Here is a 12,781-nt window from a genome sequence, read left to right on the forward strand (position 1 = left end):
CGGCATGTGCCCTCACCGTAAGCGTTCCGTGACCTAACCGGGTCGACGGCAGGGGTTCACCCTCCGTTCACCTATGGCCATCAGCCGCTTCACCTGTTCTGCCTAATTTCGGCCGTACCGGGTGCGGTGAGCGGTCGTGAATGCCAAGTCAGGAGGCCCTCGCCCACCACCTACTTCGCACGCCGCCGAAGGTGGCGCCTCTGGAAGGAACTCCCGAAAGTGAAGCTTCAGCGCAAGAACCGGCTGCGCGCCCTGTCTCTCGGTGCTGTCGCCGTCTCCGGCGCCCTGGCCCTTACGGCGTGCGGCTCCGACGACAACGGTGGCGGCAGCGGTTCGAGCACGTCTTCGGCCTCCGCCAACGCCAGCTCCATCAAGTGCGACAACGCCAAGGGTCAGCTGCTCGCCGACGGCTCCTCCGCGCAGAAGAACGCGATCGACGCCTGGGTGAAGAACTTCTCGCAGGCCTGTGGTGTCCAGATCAACTACAAGGGCTCCGGCTCCGGTGCCGGTGTGACCGCCTTCACGCAGGGCCAGGTCGCCTTCGCCGGTTCCGACTCCGCGCTCAAGCCGGAAGAGGTCACCGCCTCCAAGAAGGTCTGCTCCGGCGGCCAGGGCATCGACCTCCCGATGGTCGGCGGCGCCATCGCGATCGGCTACAACGTCCCGGGTGTCGACAACCTGGTCCTGGACGCGCCGACCCTCGCCAAGATCTTCGACAGCAAGATCACCAACTGGAACGACGCGGCGATCAAGAAGCTGAACCCGACCGCGAAGCTCCCGAACCTGAAGATCCAGGCGTTCCACCGCTCGGACGAGTCGGGTACGACGGACAACCTGACCAAGTACCTGATCGCCACCACCCCGTCCAACTGGAAGTACTCCGGCGGCAAGGCCTGGCAGGCCAAGGGCGGCCAGTCCGCTCCGCAGTCCGCGGGTGTCGCCCAGCAGGTCAAGCAGACCTCCGGCGCCATCGGCTACTTCGAGCTCTCCTACGTCTCGGACGGCATCAAGGCCGCCAGCATCGACACGGGCGCCAGCAAGCCGGTCGCCCCGTCCACCGCGTCCGCCACCGCCGACATCGCGGCCGCCCAGGTCGTCGGCACCGGCAAGGACCTGTCGCTGAAGCTGGACTACAAGACCAAGGCCGAGGGCGCGTACCCGATCAGCCTGGTCACCTACGAGATCGCCTGCGACAAGGGCAACAAGGCCGACACCCTCCCGGCGACCAAGGCGTTCCTGCGCTACATCGCCTCCGCGGACGGCCATAAGGTCCTCTCCACGATCGACTACGCCCCGATCCCCGACGCGATCATCGCCAAGGTCCGCACCACCGTCGAGGGCCTGAGCTAAAGATCCGTGTGTGCGGCCGAGTTCCGGACGGAACCCGGCCGCACCGTCCGGTGCACCGCCGCCCGGAGCCGTACGCCCTTACGTGTGGGGAGTACGGCTCCTCCGAGCCGCCCCCAGGCGACTCCGCAGACCGGAGAACCCGATGGACATAACGACGCAGACAGCAGACGACGCCTCTCCCCCCACACCCCCCCAGCCCTCCGTGGCCGAGCAGAAGCGCAACGCGCGCGGCGCCACCCGGGTCGGTGACCGAGTCTTCCTCGGCCTCTCCCGCGGTTCCGGCATCCTGCTCCTGGTGCTCATGGCCGCGATCGCGGTCTTCCTCACCTACCGGGCCGTCCTCGCGATCAACCGCGACCACGGCAACTTCCTCACCACCTTCGAGTGGAACACCAACCTCATCCCGCCGAGCTTCGGCATCGCGGTCCTCGCCTTCGGCACGATCGTCTCCTCGATCATCGCCATGGCCATCGCGGTCCCGATCTCGGTCGCGATCGCGCTGTTCATCACGCACTACGCGCCGCGCCGCCTGGCCGGCCCGGTCGCCTACGTGATCGACCTGCTCGCCGCCGTGCCGTCCATCGTGTACGGCCTGTGGGGCGGCCTGGTCCTCGTACCGCACATGACCGGCCTGTTCAGCTGGCTGAACGACTACTTCGGCTGGACCGGGATCTTCTCCTGGGACGGCGGCGCCCCGCGCTCGATCCTGACCGTGTCGATCCTGCTCGCGATCATGATCCTGCCGGTCATCACCAACGTGAGCCGCGAGGTCTTCCGTCAGGTCCCGCAGATGCACGAAGAGGCCGCCCTGGCCCTCGGCGCCACCCGCTGGGAGGTCATCCGCATGGCGGTGCTGCCCTTCGGCCGCTCCGGCGTGATCTCCGCCTCGATGCTCGGCCTCGGCCGCGCCCTCGGCGAGACGATGGCCGTCGCCACCGTGCTCTCCCCGGACTTCGACATCCACGCCAGCCTGCTCAACCCGGGCGGCGGCACCTTCGCCCAGAACATCGCCAGCAAGTTCGGCGAGGCGACCTCGGACGGCCGTGACGCGCTCATCGCCTCCGGTCTGGTTCTGTTCGTCATCACCCTGCTGGTCAACGGCGCGGCCCGCATCATCATCCAGCGCCGCGCGGAGTACTCGGGGGCCAACGCATGAGCACCGCAGCAGTCGACAGGCCCGCCAGCACCCTGCGCGGTGCCAGCCTCCCGAAGTGGTCCCCCTACGCCATCGTCGGCGGATCCATCGTCCTCGGTGTGCTCATCGGCCTCGTGGCCGGCCTGGACAGCAAGGTCCAGTGGGGCCTGATCGCCGGCCTCCTCTACGTCCTCGGCACCTATGTCATCGCCGCCCGCGTGGAGGGCAGCCGCCAGGCCAAGGACCGGGTCGCCACCTCCCTGGTCTGGGTCGCCTTCGTCATCGCGGTGGTTCCGCTGGTCTCCCTGCTCTGGGTGACCGTCTCACGCGGTGTGAAGGTCCTGGACCCCTACTTCCTCAGCCACTCCATGGGTGTCGTCGCCGACGCCCAGCCCGGTGGCGGTGCCTACGCGGCCATCATCGGCTCCCTGGAGCAGGTCGGCCTCGCCACCCTGATCGGCGCCCCGATCGGCATCCTCACCGCGGTCTACCTCGTCGAGTACGGGCGCGGTCGCCTCGCCAGGGCCGTCACGTTCTTCGTGGACGTGATGACCGGTATCCCGTCGATCGTCGCGGGTCTGTTCATCCTCAGCCTCATGCTGATCTTCGACATGCAGCCCTTCGGCTTCGCCGGATCGCTGGCCCTGGCCATCCTGATGATGCCGGTGGTCGTGCGCTCCACCGAGGAGATGCTCAAGCTCGTCCCGAACGAGCTGCGCGAGGCGTCGCTGGCGCTCGGCGTGCCCAAGTGGCGCACCATCCTGAAGGTGGTCCTGCCGACCTCCATCGGCGGCATCACGACCGGTGTCATGCTGGCCATCGCCCGTATCGCGGGTGAGACCGCGCCGGTGCTGCTGCTGGTGTTCGGCAACCCGTTCATCAACAACAACCCCTTCGAGGGTGCGCAGTCGTCGCTGCCGCTGTTCATCTACCAGCAGTACGCGAACAGCGCCGGTGCCACCGCGGGCTACGACCGTGCCTGGGCGGCCTCGCTCACGCTGATCGCCTTCGTGATGATCCTGAACCTGGTGGCCCGCGGCATCGCCCGCTGGAAGGCCCCCAAGACCGGTCGCTGACCGGCCGACAGCGACCGACTCCTGGAAGTGAAGAAGTAATGTCCAAGCGAATCGACGTGAGCGGGCTCACCGCCTACTACGGCTCCCACAAGGCCATCGACGACATCTCGATGAACATCGAGCCGCGCACCGTCACGGCGTTCATCGGCCCCTCCGGATGCGGCAAGTCGACGTTCCTGCGCACGCTCAACCGCATGCACGAGGTCACCCCCGGCGGCCGTGTCGAGGGCAAGGTCCTCCTCGACGACGAGAACCTGTACGGCGCCGGTATCGACCCGGTGTCGGTGCGCCGCGAGATCGGCATGGTCTTCCAGCGACCCAACCCCTTCCCCACGATGTCGATCTTCGACAACGTGGCGGCGGGTCTGAAGCTGAACGGCAACTTCAAGAAGAGCGAGCTGGCCGACGTCGTCGAGAAGTCGCTCAAGGGTGCGAACCTCTGGAACGAGGTGAAGGACCGCCTGAACAAGCCGGGCTCCGGTCTCTCCGGTGGTCAGCAGCAGCGTTTGTGCATTGCCCGCGCGATCGCGGTCGAGCCGAAGGTGCTGCTGATGGACGAGCCCTGCTCGGCGCTCGACCCGATCTCGACCCTCGCCATCGAGGACCTGATCGGGGAGCTGAAGGAGCGCTTCACGATCGTCATCGTGACGCACAACATGCAGCAGGCGGCGCGGGTCTCGGACCGTACGGCGTTCTTCAACCTGGCCGCCGTCGGCCAGCCCGGCAAGCTGATCGAGATCGACGACACGGAGCGGATCTTCTCCAACCCGTCGGTCCAGGCCACCGAGGACTACATCTCCGGCCGCTTCGGCTGAGCCGAGGTATCCACCGACCCCTCGCGGTGCTGCATGGCGGTGCCACCGCGAGGACGCAAAGGGCCCGCCCCTGGCTCCCGGGGGCGGGCCCACTGCGTTTTCCTGTGCCCACCCGCCCACCCGACTCGGTTCTTCGAGGGGGTGAGGTCGAAGGTGGGTACGGACCGCCGTCCGGCGGCTGCGGGCCCGGGTGGGCGCGGGCGCGGAAGAGGGTGGGGGCACTGTCGTACGGCGGCTGCGGGTGCGTTGTGGCCGGCCGCGCAGTTCCTCCCCCAGCCTTCGGCCGGGGGTACCCCCAGCGCCCCTTACGGGGCGTGACTGAACCGTGTCGCGACCTCGCCTTTTACGGACCGAGTCGGGTGGGTGGGTGGGCCAAGGAGTTACAGGAACGCCAGGTACACGATGCCGTAGGCCGCTGCTGCTACCAGGGCCGCTGCCGGCATGGTGATGAACCAGCCGAGGACGATGTTCTTGGCCACGCCCCAGCGGACCGCGTTCACGCGCTTCGTCGCGCCGACGCCCATGATGGCCGAGGTGATGACGTGGGTCGTGGAGATCGGCGCCTTGAAGAGGTACGCCGTGGTGAACATGATCGACGCGCCCGTCGCCTCGGCCGCGAAGCCCTGCGGGGGGTCGAGTTCGATGATCTTGCGGCCGAGGGTGCGCATGATGCGCCAGCCGCCGGCGTAGGTGCCGAGGGAGAGCATCAGGGCGCAGATGATCTTGACCCAGGCCGGGATCGGGTCGCCGTACGTCTGGTGGCCGGAAATCACCAGTGCCATGACGACGACGCCCATCGTCTTCTGGGCGTCCTGGAGGCCGTGGCCGAGGGCCATGCCGGCTGCCGAGACGGTCTGCGCTATCCGGAAGCCCCGCTTCGCCTTGTGCGGGTTGGAGCGGCGGAACAGCCACATGATGGCCGTCATGACCAGGTAGCCGAGGATCAGGCCGACGACCGGGGACAGGAACATCGGGATGATGACCTTGTCCACGACGCCGTTCCAGAGGACGGTCGTGCCGCCGGCCAGCGCCGCACCCACCAGGCCGCCGAACAGCGCGTGGGAGGACGACGAGGGCAGGCCGAAGTACCAGGTGACGAGGTTCCAGACGATCGCGCCGACCAGCGCCGCGAAGAGGATGCCCATACCCTTGGAGCCCTGCGGTGTCTCGATCAGGCCCTCGCTGACCGTCTTCGCGACACCGGAGCCCAAAAAGGCACCCCAGAGGTTCATGACGGCCGCCATGGCCAGCGCGGCGCGCGGCGTCAGGGCCCGGGTGGAGACGGAGGTGGCGATCGCGTTCGCCGAGTCGTGGAAGCCGTTCGTGTACGTGAAGAAGAGCGCGACCATGATGGTCACGATGAGCGCGAAGGTGTCCATCGACGGCTCAGGACTCCTTGACGGCGATGGTCTCCACCGTGTTCGCCACGTGCTCGAACGCGTCCGCCGCCTCTTCCAGGACGTCCACGATCTGCTTGAGCTTCAGCACCTCGATCGCGTCGTACTTGCCGTTGAAGAGGTGGGCGAGAAGCTTGCGGTGGATCTGGTCCGCCTGGTTCTCCAGGCGGTTCACCTCGATCCAGTACTCGGTGAGGTTGTCCAGCGTGCGCAGGTGCGGCATCGCCTCGGCCGTCAGGTCGGCGGCCCGGGCCAGCACCTCGATCTGCTGCTCGACGCCCTTCGGCAGTTCCTCGAGGTTGTAGAGGACGACCAGGTCGACGGCCTCCTCCATGAAGTCCATGATGTCGTCGAGGGACGATGCGAGGGTGTAGATGTCCTCGCGGTCGAAGGGCGTGATGAACGAGGAGTTCAGCTGGTGGAAGATCGCATGCGTGGCGTCGTCACCTGCGTGTTCCGCTGCCCGCATACGCTCTGCGATCTCGGCCCGGGCAGACGCGTCCGCCCCGAGCAGTTCCATCAGGAGTTTCGAGCCCGTGACGATGTTGTCCGCGGAGGCGGCGAACATGTCGTAGAAGCTCGTCTCCCTGGGGGTCAGACGAAAGCGCACTTGGGGTCCTCGGTATGCATGGGTTTCGGTCAGGCCGATGCTAAGCGCATCATCCGGCCACGGCTAATGGGCCGCCCTCCAGTTTCGCCCATCGGGCATGGTGATCAGCACGGGGGCGTCCCGAGGGCCCTATACCCAGCAAAGTTCGTTACCATATACCCACCAGGGGTATATGTATCGACGATACGGAGGACGCGATGACGACCACCGAGGCCGGCGCCACGACGCCCTCCGCAAGCGGAGCGCCGGCGACCACGCACGGCTACCACAAGCAGAAGGACGAGCACCTCAAGCGGCTGCGCCGGATCGAGGGCCAGATCCGGGGCCTGCAACGCATGGTCGACGAGGACACCTACTGCATCGACATACTCACCCAGGTCTCCGCCTCCACCAAGGCCCTGCAGTCCTTCGCGCTCCAGTTGCTGGAGGAGCACCTGCGGCACTGCGTCGCCGACGCGGCCGTCAAGGGCGGGTCGGAGATCGACGCGAAGGTCGAGGAGGCCACCCAGGCCATCGCCCGCCTGCTGCGCACCTGAACCGACTCGGGCGCCCGACCGGCCGCTGGCCTGAATCAGTAGGCCTCGCGCTCCTCGGCCACGCGCAGCACCTCGTCGATACTCTCCAGGCTGAGCCGGTCCTCGGCGGCCGACGCCGCGATGATCAGCTCTCCGCACAGCTCGATCTCGGCGAGGGCCACGTGGTCCTGAACTGCCGTACCGCCGACCGGAGCCACGTGCATCACCTCTTCTCTGCCGTCACCGACTCTCTAGAGTAGGCAGCGGTCTACACGACGCGCATGGCACGGACGGGCTAGTTCACAGGTTGTACGAAGCCGTTCCCTGACTAGTGCGCAGGCTGGTTTTCGGCGATCCGGCCCGCGTAGATGTCCTCGGAGCGTGGCAGTTTCACGTCCACCGGAGTGCCGAAACCGTAGAGCAGGGTGGTCGAGGCGACCGCCACCGTGCCCTCGCCGCTGTCGTTGACGAAGCTGAACCGCTGCCGCAGTTTCCGGATCCGGCCCTGGTCGTCGAGGTACACGTCGAACGGGACCTCGGGGGTGGCGAACCCTTTCGCTGCGGCCGCCAGGGCGGGCCGGTCACCGGCGGAGGCCGCGCGGGCGGCGGCCGCGAGGTCGGCGATGCCCCGGTAGTGCCGTACCCCGGTCCCGGCGAGCTCGGTCTCCCCCACGTACGTCGCGGTACGGGTACCGCGCAGCAGTTCGGCGGCGGCGAACGGGTCGGTCGCGCCGCCGGTGACGAGGTTGCCGTCGGAGAGGGTCGCGGTCTCCACGCGGACCCACTTGTCGGCGGGCACCCCGGCGCCCCGGTTCTTCATGAAGAGCGCGCCGGGGGCGAGGAGTTCGGTGATCGGCCGGTGCTCGGAGGCACCGGCGGGGTCCTGTGGGAGGACGACGGTGAGCCTGCCGAGCTGCCGGTCGTAGTCGTAGACGCCCTGGCCGCGGATGGTGACCCGGGTGCCGCCGGTGGCCATCTCCATCGAGGTCGTGGCCTTGGAGGTGCGGGTGGCCCGCAGGGTGTCCGCCGTGTGCCTCAGGAGGGTGACCGGGTTGTCGCCGGGGGAGCCGCTGACGCCCTCCGCCGTGGCGCCGCCACAGCCGGCGGCGCAGGCGCCGAGTCCGACCACGAGCCCCACGGTGACGGCCGTCTTCCCAGCGCGCCAGTGCTGCCGCCGATCCATTGCCTGCCTACCCCCAGCCGGTGCGTCCGTCACGGGTCCCGCGTCGTTCCGCTTAACGAGGGGTGGGTGGGGCCGTCACGCATACCAGTGCTTTACCGGGCGTGGGTAACGTTGTCGGTGTGGCGCAGGAAGACGGTTCCGGGCGGGTCCTGCAGGGGTCGGGGCACGATGCGGGCACGGTTGAACAGGGGCGGTTCTGTTTCGCGCGGTGCACGTGTGGGTGGCGGGGGCCGGCCAGGAGGGCGAGAAGTCTTGCGCGGACCGATGCGGAAGGGCACATGGCCGGGGGGTGAGTTGCGGTCGGGCGGTGACTGCGGGCCGGTGGGGGCTTGTCGCGCAGTTCCTCCCCAGCCTTCGGCCGGGGGTACCCAGCGCCCCTTACGGGGCGCTTCCCTACTGCGTGTTGTGCAGTGAAGTCAGCAACTCGTCCACCAACTCGGCGTCCCGCGGCTGGGTCAGGCGTCGCCGGGCCTCCGGCGGGCGGAGCCAGAGGATTCTGTCCACCTCGTGGTTCGGGGTGAAGTGGCCCTCGGCCGCCTCGCCGGCCCAGTAACGGACCTCCTTGGGGCGGCCGTTGGCGTAGTAGTGGGCGGTGGAGAGTTCGCTGCCGAGGGCGGCCTCGTAGCCGGTCTCCTCCGCCACCTCGCGCAAGGCGCCCGTGACCGCGTCCTCGCCGCGCTTGAGCTTGCCCTTCGGGTGCGACCAGTCGTCGTACTTGGGACGGTGGACGAGGCAGACCTCCAGGCCGCCGTCGACCGGCGAGCGGCGCCACAGGACGCAGCCCGCCGCCTGCACCGGGGTGTCGGTCACACGGCCTCCACCCGCTGCTTCTGCCACGCCTGCTGGAACGCGAACCTGGCCGCCTCCACCTCGTGCCGCTGGTCGGCGTGGAGGACGCCGAGGGCGTAGGCCGTCGCGGGGGCGATACGCGGGGTGCGGGCCGCCGAGGCGGCCGCGGCCGCGGCTTCCGAGGCGTCGCGGTGCCGGTTCAGGGCCTGGCCGGCCGCGAGCAGCCGTACGTCCACGGGGGCGTCCTGGCCGCACAGCACCTCGCGGGCGTAGCGGTGCAGGCGCAACAGGAGCCTGACCTGGTGCCAGGGGCCGTCCTGGGGGTGCGGGGCCGGGTCCGGGGACAGGCCGTGGACCAGGGCCTCCGCGTTGTAGGGGTGGCCCGCGGTGACCAGGGGGAGTGCGGCGATGGCGTCGGTGAGCCGCTCCTCGGCCGCCGACGCCAGCGGGCGCAGGTCGGTCGTGGGCGCGGCGGCCGTCAGCGGGACCTCGCTGGCCAGCACCGCGACCTTGTCGGCGACCGCGTGGAAGCGGGAGGAGCCGAGCGCCTGGAGGGCCGTGGAGTGGGCCCGGGTGCGGGCGAGGGTGAGCTGGCGGTCGAGGAGGGCGCCCGCCTTGGCCGCGCCCACCGTGAGGTTGCCACGCTCGGCGACCGCCTCCGAAGTGGCCTGGCTGGGCAGGCTCGTCGAGCCGGAGAGGCGGTGCAGTGCCAGCAACAGGCGCTCCAGCCGGGCCTCGTAGGCGTGCTCCAGACCCAACGTGCCGGACAGCCAGGCGAGTTCGGGGCGGATTTCCTCGGACCAGTCGGCCTCCAGGAGCGGTCGGAAGGTGTGCAGGCTGCCGCTGATGCGCCGGGCCGAGCGGCGCAGGGCGCGGGCCGCGTCGACGGACGCCTCCGTCGTGCTCACCGTCCCGGTCTCCCGGTGCAGGCGCAGCGCGCGGAGGAACTCCGTGGCCTGGGCGCGCAGGTAGCCCGCGAGGGCGTCCCCGGTCGTCACTCGGGCCGTCGGGTTCGTCGGTTCAAGGTGTTGCTGTGCCACGCCGGCGCCTCCGGGCGTCTATGAGCATCTCCTGGATGTTGCGCAGGGGCTGGCCGTCCGCGTCGGTCGCGTGCCGGGTCCATTCGCCGTCCGGACCCAGGTGCCAGGAGGAGGTGGAGTCGGACATGCCGGATTCGAGGAACCGGTTGAGTGCGGCCCGGTGAGCCGGGTCGACGACCCGGACCAGCGCCTCTATCCGGCGGTCGAGGTTGCGGTGCATCATGTCGGCGCTGCCTATCCACACCTCGGGCTCGCCGCCGTTGCCGAAGGCGAAGACCCGGGAGTGCTCCAGGAAGCGGCCCAGGACCGAGCGGACCCGGACGTTCTCCGACAGGCCGGTGACGCCCGGCCGTATCGCGCAGATGCCGCGCACCCAGATGTCGACCGGCACGCCCGCCATGGACGCGCGGTACAGGGCGTCGATGATCGCCTCGTCGACCATCGAGTTGACCTTGATGCGGACGAACGCGGGGCGCCCGGCCTTGTGGTGCTGTATTTCCTTCTCGATGCGCGCGATCAGTCCGTCGCGCAGCGACTTGGGGGCCACCAGCAGGCGGCGGTAGGTCTCCCGGCGGGAGTAGCCGGAGAGCCGGTTGAACAGGTCGGACAGGTCCGCGCCGACCTGCGGGTCGGCGGTGAGCAGGCCGAGGTCCTCGTACAGGCGCGCGGTCTTCGGGTGGTAGTTGCCCGTGCCCACGTGGCTGTAGCGGCGGAGCGTCTCGCCCTCCTGGCGGACCACCAGGGACAGCTTGCAGTGGGTCTTCAGACCGACCAGGCCGTACACCACATGGCAGCCGGCCTCTTCCAGGCGCTTGGCCCACTTGATGTTGGCGTGCTCGTCGAAGCGGGCCTTGATCTCGACCAGGACGAGGACCTGCTTGCCCGCCTCGGCGGCGTCGATGAGCGCGTTGACGATCGGGGAGTCGCCGGAGGTCCGGTACAGGGTCTGCTTGATCGCGAGGACGTCCGGGTCCTCGGCGGCCTGCTCGACGAAGGCCTGCACGGAGGTGGAGAAGCTGTCGTACGGGTGGTGCAGCAGCACGTCCCGTTCGCGCAGGGCCGCGAAGATGTCGGGCGCGGACGCCGACTCGACCTCGGCGAGGTCACGGTGGGTGCCCGCGATGAACTTGCGGTACTTCAGCTCCGGCCGGTCCAGGCTCGCGATCCGGAAGAGGCCGGTGAGGTCGAGCGGGCCGGGCAGCGGGTAGACCTCGGCCTCGGAGATCTTCAGCTCGCGCACCAGCAGGTCGAGCACCTCACGGTCGATGGACTCCTCGACCTCCAGGCGCACCGGCGGCCCGAAGCGGCGCCGCATGAGCTCCTTCTCCAGGGCCTGGAGCAGGTTCTCCGCGTCGTCCTCCTCGACCTCCAGGTCCTCGTTCCTCGTCAGCCGGAAGGCGTGGTGCTCCACGACCTCCATGCCCGGGAACAGCTCCTCCAGGTGGGCGCCGATGACGTCCTCGATCGGGACGTAGCGGCCCGGGGAGCTCTCCAGGAAGCGGGACAGCGACGGCGGCACCTTCACGCGGGCGAAGTGCTTGTGACCGCTGACCGGGTTGCGGACGACCACGGCCAGGTTCAGGGAGAGGCCCGAGATGTACGGGAACGGGTGCGCCGGGTCGACCGCCAGCGGGGTCAGGACCGGGAAGATCTGGTGCCGGAAGAGCGTGAAGAGCCGCGCCTGCTCCTTCTCGGTCAGCTCGGCCCAGCGGACCAGGTGGATGCCCTCCTCCGCGAGCGCGGGGGCGACGTCCTCGTGGTAGCAGGCGGAGTGCCGGGCCATCAGCTCGCGGGAGCGGGCCCAGATCATCTCCAGCACCTCGCGGGGCTGCAGCCCGGAGGCGGAGCGGGTGGCGACCCCGGTGGCGATCCGGCGCTTCAGCCCTGCCACCCGGACCATGAAGAACTCGTCCAGGTTGCTCGCGAAGATCGCGAGGAAGTTCGCCCGCTCCAGCAGGGGCGTGTTCGGGTCCTCGGCCAGTTCGAGAACCCGCTCGTTGAACGCGAGCCAGCTGCGCTCCCGGTCGAGGAAGCGGCCCTGCGGCAGCTGGGGCCCGTCGTACGGCGACTCCTCGTACGTGTCGAGGTCGGCGTCGATGTCGGGCTCCAGGTCGGAGACCACGGCGGCCACGGTGTGCGGGCGGTGCGCGGCTATGGAGCCCACGGAGGGCTGCGCGTGCTGGACCTCTGCCTGGGCGTTCTGCTGACTCATGACACCATTGTTCCGCGCCCGGGGCGTGACAGGCGCGTCGGAACGGGCGGGTGGGAGCTGGACGACCCCGTTTCCCGCGAACCCCTCGGGGGGCGGCGAAGGCTCTGGCACGGCGGGCTTCATTGGCTGAGCGTCGCAAGTCCGTCTGAACCAATGGTTACGAAGACATGGCGTATGGGATAGCGGCGGGAGGATCGCGGACGTCTGTGGTCAGCCTCGGGCGGTCGTGGGGATCACGAAAGCGACGATCCCGTACGACCTTCCCACCGGCCCCGCGCGTCCTTCCCCCGTCCGGGGTACGCGTGGGACCGACGGTCCCTCAGCGGGCCCGCCGGCGCAAGAGGAGGAACGCGCCGACCGGGGCCGCGGGGCAGCCGCGTGGGGTCAGGTGGCCGTCCTTCCGGTCAGGCGGCGCAGTGCCAGGTAGCAGCCCAGGGTCAGCAGGGCCGTCACGGCGAGCAGCAGGGCGGTGCTGGTCAGTTGGAGCGGCCAGAAGTGCGAGGCCGGGTGGTAGTCGCCGGCGGGGGCGGCGCCGCGCGGGCTCTGCCACACCGTCCAGGAGCTGTTGGGGAGGGCGGAGAAGGCCTCTCCGGTGCTGGTCCTCGTCGGCCACAGGCGGGGCAGGAGCTGCTGGACGGCGGTCCAGACCGCGCCGGTCA

12 protein-coding genes and 1 pseudogene are annotated in these 12,781 nt (G+C 69.4%); 5 read left to right on the forward strand and 8 right to left on the reverse strand.

From position 1 onward, the window contains the following. Positions 1 to 219: 219 nt before the first annotated feature. From pstS to pstB, 4 genes are all read left to right on the forward strand, one after another. Positions 220 to 1,350, forward strand: coding sequence for a phosphate ABC transporter substrate-binding protein PstS (gene pstS / locus JF597_RS40395; RefSeq protein WP_294008530.1), 1,131 nt, complete (start codon positions 220 to 222; stop codon positions 1,348 to 1,350). Between the two features lie 142 nt (positions 1,351 to 1,492). Continuing rightward, positions 1,493 to 2,506, forward strand: a complete 1,014-nt coding sequence (pstC, locus tag JF597_RS40400) for a phosphate ABC transporter permease subunit PstC (RefSeq protein WP_294008531.1) — start codon at positions 1,493 to 1,495, stop codon at positions 2,504 to 2,506. Continuing rightward, entirely contained in the window at positions 2,503 to 3,561 is a 1,059-nt protein-coding gene (gene pstA / locus JF597_RS40405) for a phosphate ABC transporter permease PstA (RefSeq protein WP_294008532.1), read from the forward strand. Before pstC ends, pstA begins: the two co-directional genes overlap by 4 nt. A gap of 38 nt (positions 3,562 to 3,599) precedes the next feature. Further along, the gene (gene pstB, locus JF597_RS40410; RefSeq protein WP_294008533.1) at positions 3,600 to 4,376 is read left to right on the forward strand and encodes a phosphate ABC transporter ATP-binding protein PstB; all 777 of its coding nucleotides are present in this window, start codon (positions 3,600 to 3,602) and stop codon (positions 4,374 to 4,376) included. A 380-nt stretch (positions 4,377 to 4,756) separates the two neighbouring features. Here the strand turns inward: pstB and JF597_RS40415 are convergent, their stop codons facing one another. Together JF597_RS40415 and JF597_RS40420 are read right to left on the reverse strand one after the other, a co-directional pair. Continuing rightward, positions 4,757 to 5,755: an inorganic phosphate transporter gene (locus tag JF597_RS40415; RefSeq protein ID WP_294008534.1), complete on the reverse strand. Its 999-nt coding sequence runs from the start codon at positions 5,753 to 5,755 to the stop codon at positions 4,757 to 4,759. Between the two features lie 7 nt (positions 5,756 to 5,762). After that, positions 5,763 to 6,383 (reverse strand): DUF47 family protein, encoded by a 621-nt coding sequence (locus tag JF597_RS40420; protein ID WP_294008535.1) that lies wholly within the window; start codon positions 6,381 to 6,383, stop codon positions 5,763 to 5,765. Positions 6,384 to 6,580: 197 nt separating this feature from the next. Between JF597_RS40420 and JF597_RS40425 the strand changes: the two genes are divergently transcribed. Further along, positions 6,581 to 6,919: a metal-sensitive transcriptional regulator gene (locus tag JF597_RS40425; RefSeq protein ID WP_294008536.1), complete on the forward strand. Its 339-nt coding sequence runs from the start codon at positions 6,581 to 6,583 to the stop codon at positions 6,917 to 6,919. Positions 6,920 to 6,954: 35 nt separating this feature from the next. Here JF597_RS40425 and JF597_RS40430 read toward each other — a convergent pair whose 3' ends face one another. From JF597_RS40430 to JF597_RS40455, 6 genes and pseudogenes are all read right to left on the reverse strand, one after another. Beyond that, on the reverse strand, positions 6,955 to 7,122 hold the full coding sequence (locus JF597_RS40430) for a hypothetical protein (protein WP_294008537.1): 168 nt from the start codon (positions 7,120 to 7,122) through the stop codon (positions 6,955 to 6,957). A 104-nt stretch (positions 7,123 to 7,226) separates the two neighbouring features. Next, positions 7,227 to 8,081 carry a hypothetical protein gene (locus tag JF597_RS40435; RefSeq protein WP_294008538.1) on the reverse strand — a complete coding sequence of 285 codons (855 nt, stop codon included), beginning with the start codon at positions 8,079 to 8,081 and terminating at the stop codon, positions 7,227 to 7,229. A gap of 393 nt (positions 8,082 to 8,474) precedes the next feature. Further along, positions 8,475 to 8,891 carry an NUDIX hydrolase gene (locus JF597_RS40440; protein WP_294008539.1) on the reverse strand — a complete coding sequence of 139 codons (417 nt, stop codon included), beginning with the start codon at positions 8,889 to 8,891 and terminating at the stop codon, positions 8,475 to 8,477. Continuing rightward, positions 8,888 to 9,910 (reverse strand): CHAD domain-containing protein, encoded by a 1,023-nt coding sequence (locus tag JF597_RS40445; protein WP_294008540.1) that lies wholly within the window; start codon positions 9,908 to 9,910, stop codon positions 8,888 to 8,890. The genes JF597_RS40440 and JF597_RS40445 overlap by 4 nt, the downstream gene beginning before the upstream one ends. Next, on the reverse strand, positions 9,891 to 12,245 hold the full coding sequence (locus tag JF597_RS40450; RefSeq protein ID WP_294008541.1) for an RNA degradosome polyphosphate kinase: 2,355 nt from the start codon (positions 12,243 to 12,245) through the stop codon (positions 9,891 to 9,893). Before JF597_RS40450 ends, JF597_RS40445 begins: the two co-directional genes overlap by 20 nt. A gap of 261 nt (positions 12,246 to 12,506) precedes the next feature. Then, positions 12,507 to 12,781, reverse strand: a pseudogene (locus JF597_RS40455) (hypothetical protein); the annotation flags it as partial.

It is taken from the genome of Streptomyces sp., assembly GCF_019510245.1.
Taxonomy (GTDB): domain Bacteria; phylum Actinomycetota; class Actinomycetes; order Streptomycetales; family Streptomycetaceae; genus Streptomyces.

Coding starts and splice junctions, on each gene's coding strand:
- pstC (WP_294008531.1), top strand. CDS start 1,493: ATGGACATAACGACGCAGACAGCAGACGACGCCTCTCCCCCCACACCC.
- pstA (WP_294008532.1), top strand. CDS start 2,503: ATGAGCACCGCAGCAGTCGACAGGCCCGCCAGCACCCTGCGCGGTGCC.
- pstB (WP_294008533.1), top strand. CDS start 3,600: ATGTCCAAGCGAATCGACGTGAGCGGGCTCACCGCCTACTACGGCTCC.
- JF597_RS40415 (WP_294008534.1), bottom strand. CDS start 5,755: ATGGACACCTTCGCGCTCATCGTGACCATCATGGTCGCGCTCTTCTTC.
- JF597_RS40425 (WP_294008536.1), top strand. CDS start 6,581: ATGACGACCACCGAGGCCGGCGCCACGACGCCCTCCGCAAGCGGAGCG.
- JF597_RS40430 (WP_294008537.1), bottom strand. CDS start 7,122: ATGCACGTGGCTCCGGTCGGCGGTACGGCAGTTCAGGACCACGTGGCC.
- JF597_RS40435 (WP_294008538.1), bottom strand. CDS start 8,081: ATGGATCGGCGGCAGCACTGGCGCGCTGGGAAGACGGCCGTCACCGTG.
- JF597_RS40450 (WP_294008541.1), bottom strand. CDS start 12,245: ATGAAGCCCGCCGTGCCAGAGCCTTCGCCGCCCCCCGAGGGGTTCGCG.